This window comes from Streptomyces sp. NPDC002476, from assembly GCF_042889785.1.
Taxonomy (GTDB): Bacteria; Actinomycetota; Actinomycetes; order Streptomycetales; family Streptomycetaceae; genus Streptomyces.
Genome location: NZ_JBIARH010000009.1, coordinates 85414 through 98665, shown reverse-complemented (window position 1 = coordinate 98665; position 13252 = coordinate 85414). Strand labels below are relative to the sequence as shown.

20 protein-coding genes are annotated in these 13252 nt (G+C 69.0%); 5 read left to right on the top strand and 15 right to left on the bottom strand.

The window, feature by feature from the left end; translation table 11 throughout:
• Window positions 1-4: 4 nt before the first annotated feature.
• The 10 genes from ACFYXM_RS13755 to ACFYXM_RS13710 all read right to left on the bottom strand — a co-directional run bounded on the left by ACFYXM_RS13755 (window position 5) and on the right by ACFYXM_RS13710 (window position 3414).
• A complete protein-coding gene (locus tag ACFYXM_RS13755; protein ID WP_389289202.1) occupies window positions 5-409 on the bottom strand; it encodes a hypothetical protein in 405 nt (134 codons plus the stop codon).
• The gene (locus ACFYXM_RS13750) at window positions 402-590 is read right to left on the bottom strand and encodes a hypothetical protein (RefSeq protein ID WP_389289201.1); all 189 of its coding nucleotides are present in this window, start codon (window positions 588-590) and stop codon (window positions 402-404) included. Before ACFYXM_RS13750 ends, ACFYXM_RS13755 begins: the two co-directional genes overlap by 8 nt.
• Before the next feature lie 16 nt (window positions 591-606).
• Window positions 607-972 (bottom strand): DUF6251 family protein, encoded by a 366-nt coding sequence (locus ACFYXM_RS13745; protein ID WP_389289200.1) that lies wholly within the window; start codon window positions 970-972, stop codon window positions 607-609.
• A complete protein-coding gene (locus ACFYXM_RS13740) occupies window positions 969-1160 on the bottom strand; it encodes a hypothetical protein (RefSeq protein WP_389289199.1) in 192 nt (63 codons plus the stop codon). Before ACFYXM_RS13740 ends, ACFYXM_RS13745 begins: the two co-directional genes overlap by 4 nt.
• A gap of 130 nt (window positions 1161-1290) precedes the next feature.
• A complete protein-coding gene (locus ACFYXM_RS13735) occupies window positions 1291-1500 on the bottom strand; it encodes a hypothetical protein (protein WP_389289198.1) in 210 nt (69 codons plus the stop codon).
• Window positions 1497-1841, bottom strand: a complete 345-nt coding sequence (locus tag ACFYXM_RS13730) for an RRQRL motif-containing zinc-binding protein (protein WP_389289197.1) — start codon at window positions 1839-1841, stop codon at window positions 1497-1499. Before ACFYXM_RS13730 ends, ACFYXM_RS13735 begins: the two co-directional genes overlap by 4 nt.
• Window positions 1841-2719 (bottom strand): protein spdB, encoded by an 879-nt coding sequence (locus ACFYXM_RS13725; protein ID WP_389289196.1) that lies wholly within the window; start codon window positions 2717-2719, stop codon window positions 1841-1843. The genes ACFYXM_RS13730 and ACFYXM_RS13725 overlap by 1 nt, the downstream gene beginning before the upstream one ends.
• On the bottom strand, window positions 2716-2997 hold the full coding sequence (locus ACFYXM_RS13720) for a hypothetical protein (RefSeq protein WP_389289195.1): 282 nt from the start codon (window positions 2995-2997) through the stop codon (window positions 2716-2718). Before ACFYXM_RS13720 ends, ACFYXM_RS13725 begins: the two co-directional genes overlap by 4 nt.
• Window positions 2990-3154 (bottom strand): hypothetical protein, encoded by a 165-nt coding sequence (locus tag ACFYXM_RS13715; protein WP_376239931.1) that lies wholly within the window; start codon window positions 3152-3154, stop codon window positions 2990-2992. Before ACFYXM_RS13715 ends, ACFYXM_RS13720 begins: the two co-directional genes overlap by 8 nt.
• The gene (locus tag ACFYXM_RS13710) at window positions 3151-3414 is read right to left on the bottom strand and encodes a DUF6284 family protein (RefSeq protein ID WP_376239933.1); all 264 of its coding nucleotides are present in this window, start codon (window positions 3412-3414) and stop codon (window positions 3151-3153) included. Before ACFYXM_RS13710 ends, ACFYXM_RS13715 begins: the two co-directional genes overlap by 4 nt.
• A gap of 700 nt (window positions 3415-4114) precedes the next feature.
• On the opposite strand from ACFYXM_RS13710, the gene ACFYXM_RS13705 reads away from it, so the two are divergent.
• Both ACFYXM_RS13705 and ACFYXM_RS13700 read left to right on the top strand, forming a co-directional pair.
• Window positions 4115-4957, top strand: a complete 843-nt coding sequence (locus tag ACFYXM_RS13705) for a sigma factor-like helix-turn-helix DNA-binding protein (RefSeq protein WP_389289194.1) — start codon at window positions 4115-4117, stop codon at window positions 4955-4957.
• Window positions 4958-5013: 56 nt separating this feature from the next.
• Entirely contained in the window at window positions 5014-5766 is a 753-nt protein-coding gene (locus tag ACFYXM_RS13700) for a hypothetical protein (protein ID WP_389289193.1), read from the top strand.
• 1253 nt (window positions 5767-7019) lie between these two features.
• On the opposite strand, the gene ACFYXM_RS13695 is transcribed toward ACFYXM_RS13700, so the two are convergent.
• From ACFYXM_RS13695 to ACFYXM_RS13685, 3 genes are all read right to left on the bottom strand, one after another.
• Complete coding sequence (locus tag ACFYXM_RS13695) at window positions 7020-7883, bottom strand: hypothetical protein (protein ID WP_389289192.1); 864 nt, start codon at window positions 7881-7883, stop codon at window positions 7020-7022.
• A 467-nt stretch (window positions 7884-8350) separates the two neighbouring features.
• Complete coding sequence (locus ACFYXM_RS13690) at window positions 8351-8734, bottom strand: hypothetical protein (protein ID WP_389289191.1); 384 nt, start codon at window positions 8732-8734, stop codon at window positions 8351-8353.
• A 193-nt stretch (window positions 8735-8927) separates the two neighbouring features.
• Window positions 8928-9524: a hypothetical protein gene (locus ACFYXM_RS13685; RefSeq protein ID WP_389289190.1), complete on the bottom strand. Its 597-nt coding sequence runs from the start codon at window positions 9522-9524 to the stop codon at window positions 8928-8930.
• A 178-nt stretch (window positions 9525-9702) separates the two neighbouring features.
• Between ACFYXM_RS13685 and ACFYXM_RS13680 the strand changes: the two genes are divergently transcribed.
• Both ACFYXM_RS13680 and ACFYXM_RS13675 read left to right on the top strand, forming a co-directional pair.
• Window positions 9703-9951 (top strand): hypothetical protein, encoded by a 249-nt coding sequence (locus ACFYXM_RS13680; RefSeq protein WP_389289189.1) that lies wholly within the window; start codon window positions 9703-9705, stop codon window positions 9949-9951.
• On the top strand, window positions 9948-10190 hold the full coding sequence (locus ACFYXM_RS13675; protein WP_073789288.1) for a hypothetical protein: 243 nt from the start codon (window positions 9948-9950) through the stop codon (window positions 10188-10190). Before ACFYXM_RS13680 ends, ACFYXM_RS13675 begins: the two co-directional genes overlap by 4 nt.
• Window positions 10191-10423: 233 nt before the next feature.
• Here ACFYXM_RS13675 and ACFYXM_RS13670 read toward each other — a convergent pair whose 3' ends face one another.
• On the bottom strand, window positions 10424-11203 hold the full coding sequence (locus ACFYXM_RS13670) for a hypothetical protein (RefSeq protein ID WP_389289188.1): 780 nt from the start codon (window positions 11201-11203) through the stop codon (window positions 10424-10426).
• 182 nt (window positions 11204-11385) lie between these two features.
• Here ACFYXM_RS13670 and ACFYXM_RS13665 point away from each other — a divergent pair, with 182 nt between their 5' ends.
• Window positions 11386-12564: a phosphotransferase family protein gene (locus tag ACFYXM_RS13665; RefSeq protein ID WP_389289187.1), complete on the top strand. Its 1179-nt coding sequence runs from the start codon at window positions 11386-11388 to the stop codon at window positions 12562-12564.
• 140 nt (window positions 12565-12704) lie between these two features.
• Here the strand turns inward: ACFYXM_RS13665 and ACFYXM_RS13660 are convergent, their stop codons facing one another.
• Entirely contained in the window at window positions 12705-13178 is a 474-nt protein-coding gene (locus tag ACFYXM_RS13660) for a YbjN domain-containing protein (protein WP_389289308.1), read from the bottom strand.
• Between the last annotated feature and the right edge of the window lie 74 nt (window positions 13179-13252).

The window sequence follows — 13252 nt, the reverse complement described above, 5'->3', positions numbered from 1 at the left end:
TTCTTCAGCTCTCCGCACGGGCCACGGCCCGCTCGGCACGGCGCAAGTGGTCCTCGGCGGTCTTGCGGGCCTGCCGGGCGGCGGCCCGGTCCTCACGGGCGGCGGTCCGCTCGGTGGCCTTGGCAGTAGCGACGGCCTGACGGGCGTCGGCCTGGACCTTCAGCAGCGCGGCGAACTCCTGGGCGCCACGCTCGGCGGCCCGCTGGTCGATGCGCTCGATCGCGGCTTCGACCTTCGGGTCGACGCAGTCCGCGAGGGCCTGCCTGAAGCCCCGGCGGAACAGGCGGGCACGCTCGCGCTTCTCGGCTCGGGTGTAGCTCTCCACGATGTCCTCCTCGGGCGGAGCCGGACTGTCCAGCTCCCCGCCCGCCCCGGGGGTGACCGGGGCGGACAGGGAACCGTCAGGCAAGCCGCAGCTCAGAGGTGTGGCACAGCACGGGACCGATCAGCCAGCTGATCCTGTCCACCGTCCACCGGCCCTCGGTCAGCGGGCCGGGCGGTACTTCGTCGACGATGCGGCCGGTCCTGCCGGCCGCGCGCGGGTCGTCCTCACACGAGACGATCCGCACCTTGTCGCCTGCCTTGAACATGACGGGCTCCTTCGGGTCAGCGGCGGCCGGTCTTGGTGAGGGACTTGGCGGCTTCCTGGGTGCCGCCGACCGACTTCACGACGGTCACGACGCCCCAGGCCAGGGCCACGGCGAGGAACGCGAGCAGGGCCAAGTTGGCGGCGATGGCGGTCAGGGCGCCGACGAGGAGCGGGCCGAAGTAGACACCGGCCGCAACAGCACCGGCGCCGACACCGGACCCGAGCGCGACCCGCTGAACGGTCCGGTCGGGCGGGGCGTGGTGGATGTGCTGCACGATCTGCTGCGGCGGCACCTGCGGGGCAGGCAGGTGGTCGGCGTAGGTGTAGGTGCCGTCCGGGAGCTGCACCACCCGGACCGGCTCGGGGATGGGGAGGTTGTTCACGGCTGCTTCCTTTCGGCCCGGACCCGGTTGGTCCAGGCGTCCTGACGGGCGATGAACTCGGCATGGGTCGGGGCCCCATCAGTGCAGGGCTGGTCGTCCTGGCAGGCGGTGCAGGCGCCGAGGTGCGTCGTAGACGCCTCGAACGCCTGCATGTAGGCGATGAACTCGTTGTCACGGTCGCGGGACACAGGTCTCCTCGGACGTGGGCAGGAGTGAGATGCCGACGGCGGGAAGCGGCGTCGGCGAGGTGGTGCGGGGAGTGCCCCGGGCCCGATTCGATCGGGCGCCCTCACGGCGTGGCTGCCGGGGCGGTGGGGGTCAGCGACCGATGGAGCCGCTGCTGCTGCGCCACTTGGCGGGCGGGGTGCCGCGGCGGCACGATCCAGCGTGGCTGTTGGCGATCCGGTCGGCGTCGCGGGTGGAGACCGTCCGTTGGAACCCGCAGGTGCACAGGACGGTCGACTTGCCGAACACGCGGGTGCGGACCTCGGTGGTCCCGCCCACGGGGGTGGAGGTGGAGTACTTCATGAACACAGGTCCTTTCGGGCCGGGGAGTCAAAGCAGGGAACGCACATGCCGAGCGAGCGCGGGATGCAGTACCCGGCATCGCGACGGCAGGTGGGGCAGGTGCGGCGTGCGGTCATGGCCTTGGCCAATGCCGCCGCGCGGGCGGGGGTCATGGGGCGTACGGGCTTGGCCCGGTCGATCCGGTACAGGTACGCGACCAGCGGCCCGCGGCGCCGCCTCGGGCGTTCGAGCTGGGCTGCAACGTCCTGACCGCCGGGCCGCAGCCCCAGGGCCCGGAGCTGTCGACGGGTGGCATAGCCCTCGGGAGCGAGGCGCCACCGGTAGACGGGAAGCGCGCCCATTACGCGGCCTCCACGCGTTTCCAGGCGGCCCGCAAGCGGGTCTCGGATGCGGAGTGACCGGCGGCGCGGAAGCGGGTGGCCGTGTCGCGGTAGGACAGGGCCGGGTCGTCGCTGTGACGGATCTCGTCGACCAGGGCGTCCAGGGCGTCATCGGTGAGCGCGGGACCCGACTCCAGAGCGCGGTCGGGAACCGGCTCGGAGGGGCCCCACACGGGAAGTTCCCATCGGGGCGTGACGCCCGGTGTGACGTCGGGCGTGACGGGGGTAGTCACGCTGGTCAGGGCCCTGTTGGTGCCCTCACCGGTCCTCGCCTCTTCCAGCGTCGACCACGCCTCAGACAGGGTCCGAGCGGTCTGGGCCTGGACGCGTGCGACGCGTGCCCCTGCCTGCGTCACAGCCGTCAGCCGCGTCTCCTCGGTCGCCGCCTGCGCCCGCAGCCGGGCACGGGCCACGGCCGCTTCGTCGCGGGCCGTCTGCTGGATCCCCTGGATCGTGTCCAGCGCGGTCGGGGTGAGCGCGGTGCGCTCCCACAGGGAGTGGACCACCCACAACGCCTTGGCCGCGAGAGGCAGCCAGGCCACTGCCAGCCACGCGCCGGTGGACTCCTCGGCCGTCAGCGCGTGTGCGACCAGGACGCCGGTCGCGACCAGACCAAAAGCCCACCCGATCGCGGTCACCGCAGGGTTGTGGTCGCCCTGCGAGGCCAGGCGGCGGTCGTAGGCGAGGGTGGCCAGCCACCCTCCATCGATCCCGAGACCGACGACCAGGGCGACGGGCCACGGCATCACCGGACCCAGCCACAGCATGACCACCGCCAGGGTCAGGGCCATGGACACCGCCGTCATCGCGACGGCGGGCAGAACAGTCTTGGCCTTCACTCCGCCCCCTTCCCGCGGAACACGAACGGGGCGTAGTCGACCGGCTGCCTGTCAGTCTGGCGGCGGAGGTCCGCCGCAGTCTCCGCGACCGACCCCGGGTGCCAGAAGTCGGCCAGCGCGCTCAGCGCGGCGCGGACGCCCATGGCCCGAAGCTCAAGCAGGTGGTAGTGGGCAACCTCGGACTCCCTGCTGAGTGCCGGGAGAGGCAGATCGAGGGCGGCGGCGGCAGCGGTCAGAAGATCCTTGACCGCCTCATCCAGAACAGGCCGGTCACTCATGGCGCCCCTCCGCACGGGTAAGGAGGATGTGCACGGCGACGACACCGGCCGCGGCGAGGGCCCCGGCGTAGTGCACGTCCTGACGGCCGATGACCAGGCCCAAGACCTCTACGGCGATGCAGACCAGGGCCAGGAACCAGAAAGCGATCAGGTTCATGCGGCACCGCCCAGCAGCGGCTCGGTGCGGTTGGTCAGGTCCCGACGGGCCGCCATGACCCGGTTGCGGGCGCGGCGGATGCGGCGCTCGTCCAGCTCGGACGGGGCCCGGTCCAGCAATGCGATCTGCACGTCCAGCAACTCGACCTCAGCCGCGATGAGCGGCATCTCCCGCTCGATCGCGGCCAGGTCCGCAGCCGACGGCTCACCGCCGGGCGGCGGGACCGTAACAGCGGCCTGAAGTGCAACGATGTGCTTCATTGGGTGTGTTCCTTCCAGAGAGGAACGGCCCGAACAGCAGCCCCGGTGTCCAACCACCGGGGCTGCGGCCGTTTTGGAATGTGTGTGGGGTGCGGGTCCGGAGCTGCAACACCGGACCCGCCGTGCCTTGCACTTGCTTCCACAGCAGGAGTCGACCGGGGACCGGCTCCCCGCCGCCCGGCCGTACGCCCCGCGTAAAACAGGGCGGACGGCTGGGGGAGGCAACCGGCGCAGCCATCGGCTGCGAGGGTGACCCTGAGTCCGCGAATCACCGGGATAGCCGGTGCACTCCGCAGATCAGGCAGACGCAAAGGGCATCACCGCCCGTGCCGGTCCAAAGCACGGGCAGCGCCCAGATTCTTCGTCGGTACACATCAACCTCCGAGGCAGTTCGAACATGTGCAGGTGGTGCGGATGTCTCCTTCGGGAACACGAGCTCCCGGCGAAGGCGTATGGAGACGTGGCCTTTCGGCCTCAAGCCCTCCGGACTGACAAGGGGTCCGGGTCCCTCCCCCCGACCAACGCGGGGCTCCTGGGTCATGCGTTCTTGCAGGTCAAACGAGGCGCGGGGGCCTTGCCCCCGCTTGCTTAGGGGGGCTCGCCGCCTTGCCTGATAGAGACCATAGGCAAACCCGAAGCTGCATGCAACCCCCTCTCCCGGTACAGTTTGGTAGCCCCCCTAGGCAAGGAATGGAGAGTCGTGCACACAGACATGGAGCAGGTCTCTGGGATCGCTGAGCCGGTCGAACGAGCCAAAGCCGCAATCGACCTGATGGCGACGTATCAGGGATGGGTACTGGAGCTCTCCCGCATGCGGCGTGAGGCCATCGAAGAAGCGCAAGCGTCCGGCATGACTCAAGCGGAGATTGCCAAGCGGCTCGGGGTGAGCCGGGGCCGGGTTGGACAACTCGCGTCCGCTGGCCCACCCCCGGAGCGGGCCTTCTTCGGCACGGACACAGTGACCGTGTCACTCGGTGGCAAGCACGAGGCTGGCAAGGCCCCCGAGCAGTCCAGCGAGGTTGTTACCAAGGAGGACATCAGCAACTTCGAGCACCTGCGCACATTGCTCGGTGGTATGAAGCTTGACGCCAAGTACGAGGTGGTTCCGCCGACAGGGATCATCAACCTGAACCGTGACAATCACGTCGTCGTCTGCGGCCCGCGCCTGTCCCCCATCGTGGCGCAGGTACTCGAAGGAGACGACAACCTCGGCTTTGAGAAAGATCGGGCCTGGCACCTCTTGGACAGGAAGACCGGGCAGGAATATCGGTCCCCGATCGACGAGGACGGTTCGGCCGGCGACTTTGGGTACCTTGGGCGGCTCCCTCGCTTGGACGGTCGCGGGACGTTCCTGTACATCGCGGGAGTCCACTCCATTGGTGCGAACGGAGTCGTTCACTTCCTGGAGAACAACTTGGCTGAGCTGTACCGAGAGGTCCGTACACGACGGTTCTCGACGCTCATCTCATGCCGTTACGACCCCAAGACACTCGACGTGCTGGAGAGTCGACGTGTCACTCCGCTGTACCGACATGAGGCGTGATCATGCGAGTCTCCATTGACACACTCCCCGGGGGAGCGAACCCGAACGAGGATTGGGTGGCCAGCACGCCCACGCTCGCCATCGTGCTGGACGGACTGAGTACAGCGGGCTTGACCACGGGATGCCGTCATGGCGTCCCGTGGTACGTCGCTCAACTCGGCGGCCAGTTGGTGGCGGCTCTGGCAGAGCTGGACCGGCCACTCTCAAGTGCACTGGCGGAGGCACTTGGACGGGTTGCCGACATGCACCCCGAGTGCGACCTGAGTAACCCGGGAACGCCGTCGGCCACGGTTGCAATCCTGCGGCATCGGTACGGCGTACTTGACCATCTAGTTCTCGCAGACTCGCCCATCGTCTTTGAAGGCCCTGACGGCTACTCGGTGATCACGGATCTCCGCGTCGACGACATCCTTCCTGAGATGCGGGCTGAGGTCGAACGACATGAGACACATACGCCGGGGCACAGAGAGGCCCTGCAACGCTTCGTGCTCGCGCAGCGGCAAATGCGCAACACGCTAGACGGCTACTGGGTCGCCTCCACCACTCCAGAGGCTGCTGAGCATGCCCTGACCGGCACCACGCCACTCGATGAGGCAAACTCTGCTGCCGTCATGTCCGACGGGGTATCACGGCTCGTGACTGAGTACGAGATGGCGACTTGGTCTGACGTATTCGCGACGCTTCGTGCAGGCGGACCGCGAGAGCTGATCAACACTGTGCGCAAGGTTGAGGCGACGGACCCAACCGGCCGTCGGTGGCCACGATACAAATCCGGCGACGATGCCGCCGTCGCCTTCTGTCAATGGTGACATGACCAGTGCGTATCCCGCCGAACACGCGCAGACGGGAGGCCTCGGAGATATCCGGGGCCTCTTGCGTTTCCCGGCGGGCGAAGGGAAGGCTGTGCTCGCAAGCCGGGGGGATGCTGCTCTTCTTCATGACTGAGAGTCTGGGGCGACACGCTGGGCCCCCTCTGGGCCCTCCGAGGGCGACAAGCAACGGTCAACAACGACCATCTATGACCGCCCGGTCGCAGGTCAGCGGGAGTTTGTGTCCCGCGGACCTGGTCAAAAAGACAGGCCCACCAGACCCAGGGCAAGAAGAAGTAAGCCCCATTGATCAAGGCCCCTATCTGGACTTTCGTCCCTGGTAGGGGCCTTGATGCTGTGCCGGGCGCTCCGGGCATCCTTCGACGCCTACTCGGCATCCCAGGCGGACAGGTGGGTCGCGGTCACGCTCCTCACGATCTCACCGGCGCTGGACTCCGATGCATCCGACGTGGCATGGGCTTGGCTGTCCCAGGGCCGGATTGCAACACGTCGTGCCCTTCTGCGCTCCGCTCCGCCGGGCGCGCTTCCCGGCTCTGGCTGCGCCCGCGCTCCTGCCTGCGGCCCGCTCGGCGCTGCCGCCGCCGACGCGCGCCCACGAGAGATAGGCCCGGAGGGGCATGAGACGAGAACCAAGCCCGCGGCTTCAAGACATGCCTCCGGCGCGGGCGCTCAGACTCCGGGATGGACGGGGCGCCGTTCGCAAGTGCCGGCCGGGACGTGGCGAGCGTCGTGGGCTCTCATCCCGACCACCTTCGACGACGCATGGCCAGACAGAGCCTATCCATCACAGTCTGGCCCGCCCACCCCTTTCTCATCGAGGGTTCGTCAAGAGGGGGCCGCGATTCCTGACATCAACTGCTGACACCAACAAGCATGAACGGCTCCGATCAACGCCGCACCTCAGCGGCAGGCGAGCCAGGATCCGGCGGCAGTTCATTCAGGTCGAGAGGTGCCCTCGATCGACCTGATAAGGATGAGGACCAACCTCAAAGCCCGTGTGCGGCCGTGCCCCATCCGTGCCTGACAGACCGAGGATTCACGAGAATCGCGGTCATCAACAGGCAACGTGCACGGCGAAGGCCCCCGACCGATGTTGCTGGCCAGGGGCCTTCAACCTGCATGGTGGGTGCGGCATTTGAGCCCATGGTGGCATCGCTGTCACGACGGTGCTCAAGATCTGTGTCCGGTGCACACCGGACCGCGCGACGGCAGTCGGCGACGGGTGCCGGAGGTCAGTTGCGGCAGCCGGGGACCGGGGTCGGGCTGTTGAGGCAGTTGTTCGGGGTGTTACGGATGACCACGGTGATACGCAGGGTCACGGTGCCCTGATTGTTGTAGATGCCGCCGGGGTTCACGCCGCTGGCTGAGTTGCCGCTGATGACGCTGGCGGTCACGGTGGAGGTTCCGCCTGGCTGGGCGGTTACGCCGTTGGCGAGACCGCCGCCGCCGTTCGGCGCGGTGTTGTTGATGAGGGTGCTGCCTTCGACCGTCAGCGTTCCGGTGTTGGCGATGGCACCGCCCACGTTGCCGGCCGTGTTCCCACTGAGGTTGCTGAAGTTGACGGCCGTGCTGCCGTCGCTGGCGATGGCGCCGCCGTTCACTGCGGCAGTGTTGCCCGTGAAGGCACTCCCGTTCACCTGCGCCTGGGAGCCATCGAAAACGCTGATGCCGCCGCCGAAGTCGGCGTGATTCCTCGCGATCAGGTCGCCGATAAGACTCAGGGAGCCATTGCCGGTGACGACGATGGCGCCGCCGGCGCCGTTCTGGATCGAACTGCCCGTGGCGTCGCCGTTGGTGAGGGCGGCTCCTACCAGGGTCAGGTTGCCACCGTTGACGGTGAAGATACGGAACGATCCCGACACACGGGTGATCGTGTCGCTGTTGCCGTTGATGACGATCGGCGAGGTGATGGCGGGCAGCTCGGTGGTCAGTCGGTAAGTGCAGCGGGGCGCCAGGTTGAGCGTGTCGCTTCCAGGGGTGCTGTTGGCGGCGTTGATGGCGCTCTGCAAGGCAGCCTCGCTGCACGCCACGGGCAGAATCGCGGCCGAAGCAGGGGTGGCCAGCGCGATGGGGGCTAGCGTGGCGACGGTGCCCATACAGAGCACCTTGGCAGTCCGAACGAGGGACTTACGCGTGAGCATGTCACTCCTTTTGAAGTCGCCCGCCGCGAACGTCCGGCCAACAGGATGGGGCGATGCGGCGCCGCGGGCGGGAGGGCAAGCCGAGGGTGCCCGATGTACCGCACGACATCACATGCTTCATCCCGAATTGCATCTTATGGCCCTGCGCGGTGCACCTTACGGCCGAACAGGCTCTGGAGGGCATACGGCATGTGAGGACCCCGCACCACAAGCGCACCAGATCCAGCGGGGAAGCACGGGGAAAGCAGCCTGGCCCGACGAGGCCCCATCTCGACCATTCACCCAGGTCAGCGCCTGAACCAATCCCAAATGACAGCCCCCGTCCGCGGTTCGCCGCGGGCGGGGGCTCGTCGTTGTGCGCGGCCGTCTCCTCCGGTCCCCCTGTCCGCCCTCCGTCCGCCCTCCGCGCCCCTGCCCGGGGGTCAGTGCGGGCCGCGGAGCTCGGCGGCGAGCTCCGTGTCGCGCATGCCCGGCAGGGCGTACCCCTCGTTCTCGTCCCACGGGACGTCGACGTCGTCCATGTGCACGTGCCACTCCGCCCCGCCCACAGCGCGGCGCAGCTCGGTGACGGAGTCGAGCACGTGGGTGAGCACCGGCAGCCATCTGTCCGGTTCGATGGGCAGTTTGGTGGATCCCGCGAGGATCTCGTCGTCCTCGTCGCCGCCCAGGTCGTAGAGGTAGAGGTCTTCCTCGTCGTCGTACGGGAACGACGCCGTGCGGGCGGCGACGACACGCCCGACGGCGGCGGTCTCGGGGCCGGTCAACGGCTCTTGCCGACGGGCGCTGTAGTAAACGGAAACGCTCATGGCCCGAGCGTACGGCGGGGGTGTGACAACGCCGGGTGGGCGAACGGGCGGAGACTGGGGGCGGTTCCGGGACCGGGGGCGGCTACGGGACCGGGGCGGGGATGCGGGACCGGGGCGAGGACGCGGAGCACGTCGGTGGTCGGTCCGGCCGGTGGCCGCGTGGTCGCGCCCCCGGCCGCGGGGGTCTTCGTTCCTATCCCAACGCCTGTCCCACGCGCGCCGCGAGGGTGTTCCAGGGGCGGCACGGGACGACCGGCAGTCCGTGGCGGGTCGCCTGGGCGGCGAGCCAGCGCGAGTACGCGGCGCTGACCTGCGCCCGGTGCCGCTGCTCGCCGTTGCCCGGCTCCCGGGAGGCGTAGTTGGCGGTGATCCGGTCCGGGTCCTCCTCGTGCAGAAACACCGCCCGTACGCGGCGACCGGAGCCGGCGCCGCGGTTGATCGCCGTCGCGGCCACGGCCGGGGTGAGGTAGTCGCCCTCGATCACTGCGGGGGCGTCGACGGTCAGGCGGTTGTCGACCACGCCCAGCACCGCGGGTTCCAGGGCACGGGCAGTGGCGATCTGGAGGCCGAGCACCTCGTCGACAGCGAGCCGGGAGGTGTCGGGGCTGTCGTCGAAGTGATGGACGGCGGGGTGGTGTTCGGCCGTCGTCATCGCCTCGACCGCGCTGACCACGTCGTCGAACTCGACCACGAACGCCGCGCGTTCGGCCGCGAGCCGCGCGGCCAGTCGGCTCTTGCCGATGCCTGACGCCCCACCAACCAGCAATATGTCCCATGATGTTCCTGTCACGGGACGAACGTACCGTGCGGGTCCCCGGGCCCGCCCCGGCGCCTGGCGCTACCGTGAGGCCGAGCAACGGTCCGTACGCGGGCGGGAGTCCACCCGTGCGGGGTCGCAGCCGCGCGGGTGCGGGTACGGGCCCCGGGCGGGCCGTGCGCGGAGAGCAAGGAGAGCGGGGAGAGCAACCATGGGCGAGCCCCTGAAGACCTTCGTCGGCGGCGCCGAAGTCGACGTGCCCAACAGCATTCCGGCCATCCGTGCCGCGTTGCCCGAGGACAGACGCGAGGAGTTCGACCGCGCCATCAACGACGCCGGAGTGGGCGAGATCCAGGCGGTCATGCGCCACTGGATGCTGGAGGCCGTACCCGATCCAGAGGCCGAGAAGATCCTGGACCGACTGGCGCAGGACGAGGCCGAGAGGCGGACCGTCGCTTGAGTTTCCGCATCTCCTACGCCCCGCCCGCCGACGACACCCTGGCCAAGATGCGCGACGGCGAGGTCTTCCGGGACGAGATGGCCCGCACCCTGGGCCGGGACCCGTACGGGCACGGGTCCACCGCCGTCAAGAGCGAGCGCGATCGCCGCGAGGCGACAGTCGCCGGGGCCATCGTGCTCTATTACGTGTCCGGGTCGGTCCTGATCGTCACGGTGGTGAGGCTCGTCCCGCTGCCGTGAACGACCGGACCGGCCCCGGCTCCGGCCGCTCCTTCCGCCTCCTCGCCCAGTCGGCTCCGGGCAGCTACGGAAGGAGCGACCACTTCTCGGGCGGCCACCACCCGGGCGGCCACCACCCGAACGGCCACGGGCCGAACGGCCATGGGCCGAACGGCTAGGGCGTGTTTCGAGAGGAGCGTCGTCCGCCCGAAGGGCGGGGCCCGCGGCGTCCGCCGCGGATTACGGGAAAGCCCTTAGGCCAGCTTCTTGGCCTGTGCCTCGACCACTGCGGTCGGCAGCTCGAAGTCGCCACCGCTGCCCATTGCGGCCAGGTTCATCGAGGAGAACGAGGCGAACGAGGCGCCCTGACGCATGCCCACCAGCTTGAGCTGCATCTTCTCCCCGTCAGCAGCCATCTCCACGGTCCAGGCGGCCGCTTCCTCGCCGGCAGTGACCTGCGCCTCGGTGACCTTGGTGATCTTGTTCTTGGTACCGGCCGCCGTGAACTCGAACCCGCCCGCGCACTCGGTGGCAGCCTTGCGCAGTGCGGCGACCGAGTCGGCCGCGCCCGTGCCGTCGTACGCACCGAGCGCGAGCTGCGTGGTCGTGATGTCCATCGCCGCCTCGAACATCTCCTCGGGCTTCAGGCCCTCCTTCTTCTTGGGCTCACTGACGACCGTCCGCCTGGTGAACGCCGCGGGCTCGCCGACCTCCACGCCCATCAGCGCGTTCGCAAGCGGGGTGCAGGCGGCGTTCGCGGACTTGACGTCGTCCTTGGAGATCGTGTCCTTGGCCGCGGTCTTGGCGATCTTGTGGCCCTCGACATCGCCCTGGGCCAGCGCCGCCTTCTCCAGTTCGGCGGCGGTCAGCGCCTTGGCGGCAGGCTGCGCGGCGGCGGACTCCTTGCCCTTGTCCGCCCCCTTGTCTCCGGAGCCGGAAGCGGAGTCCGAGCTCCCACCGCACGCGGTGGCGAGCAGGGCCACGCACACCGCGGTGGCGGCAAGGGCGGTACGGCGTATGGCGGTGGGTTGCATGATCCGGAACCGTATCTCTGTGCAGGACTTGGGGATTTGATTCACCTTAAAAGCAAATTTTGTTTGTTGATCAATCAAGCCGGAAAAGCGGTGCGATCGTGACGGCGCTGTGATCACGCCGTGAATGAGCTGTTCGTCACCACGATGCGCAGAAATCACGACCAAGAGGGGCAAACCCACCCATGACGAACGAAGACCTGACCGCCGTCGTGCTGCGATCGATTGGCCTGAAGGAGGACCGGATCGCCGCCCTCACGCGTCTCACCGGAGGCACCTTCAACACCGTCACGCGGGTCACCCTCACCAACGGCGACGACTGGGTGGTCAAGGTTCCACCGCCCGCGGGTGACGGGACCTTGATGAGCCATGAGCGCGATCTGCTGGTCAACGAGGTCGAGTTCTACACCTGCACGGCCAGTACGGCACCGGTGCCGCGCGTGCTCCACAGCCAACTCGACCCGGCGTCGCCGACCGGTCCGTACCTGATCGCGTCGGCACTTCCGGGACGCCCCTGGAGTGACGTCGCCGACGACATCGCCGCCCATGACACTGCCGCCACGCACTCCGCGGCGTCGAGCGCCTCCGGTCCAGGCGCCACCATTCCGAAGGCCTCAGCTCCGAAGGCCTCAGCTCCGGACGCCGCCGCTCCGGACGCCGCCGCTCCGGACGCCGCCGCTCCGGGAGCCTCCGTTCCGGGAGCCTCCGTTCCGGGCGCCGAGGAACGTCGGCTCAGGAACGAGCTGGGCAGGATCGTCGGCCGTACGCACTCCCTCACGGGCTCCGGCGGATTCGGCTACCCGGGGCAGGCGCTGGGCCCGCTGTCCGCGACCTGGCGGCAGGCGTTCACCGCGATGGCCGACGCCGTCCTCGCCGACGCGGACGCGTACCAGGCCCGGCTGCCGCGCCCGACGGCGGACATCCGCGCGCTGCTCGCTGCCGCGTCACCCGTCCTCGACGACGTCACCCGGCCCGCCCCGGTCCACTTCGACCTGTGGCGAGGCAACCTCCTCGTCGACGGCGAGCCGGGCGCCCGTTCCCTCGGCGGGATCGTCGACGGCGAGCGGATGTTCTGGGGCGACCCGGTCGCCGACTTCGTGTCCCTCTCCCTCTTCGCGGACCCGGAGGACGACGAGGATCTCCTCACCGGGTACGCCGAAGGCAGCGGACAGCCGATGGTGTTCGACGCGTCCACACGACTGCGGCTCGCGCTCTACCGCTGCTACCTCTACCTGGTCATGCTGGTGGAGACCGTCCCGCGTCGAGTTCCCCCGGAGCAACTGGACTGGACGTGGCAGGAGGTCGGTCCACAACTCGTACGGGCCCTGGGCGACGTGGAATCGGCGCTGCGGTCGGGGGCCTGAGCCCGGCGGGCCCGGTTCGGCCGGTCAGCCGGTCAGCCGGTCAGTTGGTCAGTTGGTCAGCCGGTTGGACATTTGGGCTCTTGGGCAGTCGGGCCAGTTGGCCGGTCGAGCGGTCAGCCGCACGGGCGCTCCGCCGGGTGTCAGCGTTCCGGACGTCCGGTCAGGTGCCTGAACGCTTCCAGATTCCGCGTGGACTCGCCGCGCGCCACCCGCCATGCGTACTCCTTGCGGATCGCGCTCGCGAACCCCAGTTCCAGCAAGGTGTTGAACGAGCCGTCGGCCGCCTCCAGGACCGTGCCGAGCAGCCGGTCCAGCTCCTGCGGCGTGACCACGGAGAGCGGCAGTTTGCCGACGAGGTAAATGTCGCCGAGCCCGTCGACCGCGTAGCTCACGCCGAAGAGGCGGAGGTTGCGTTCCAGAAGCCAGCGGTGGACCGCCGGCTCATTCTCGTCCGGGTGCCGGATGACGAAGGCGTTGAGGGAGAGCGAGTGCCTGCCGACCCTCAGCGAACAGGTGGTGGACAGCTTGCGCGTGCCGGGCAGCTTGACGACGTAACTTCCGGGTTCCGGGCTCTCCCATTCGAGCTCGGCGTCCTTCAGCGCCGCCTCGATGATCCGCGAGACCGGTGCGGCCTCCGGGACCTGCGTGGCCGGTGCGGCCTCTCCCGGTTGCGTGGCCTCTCCCGGTT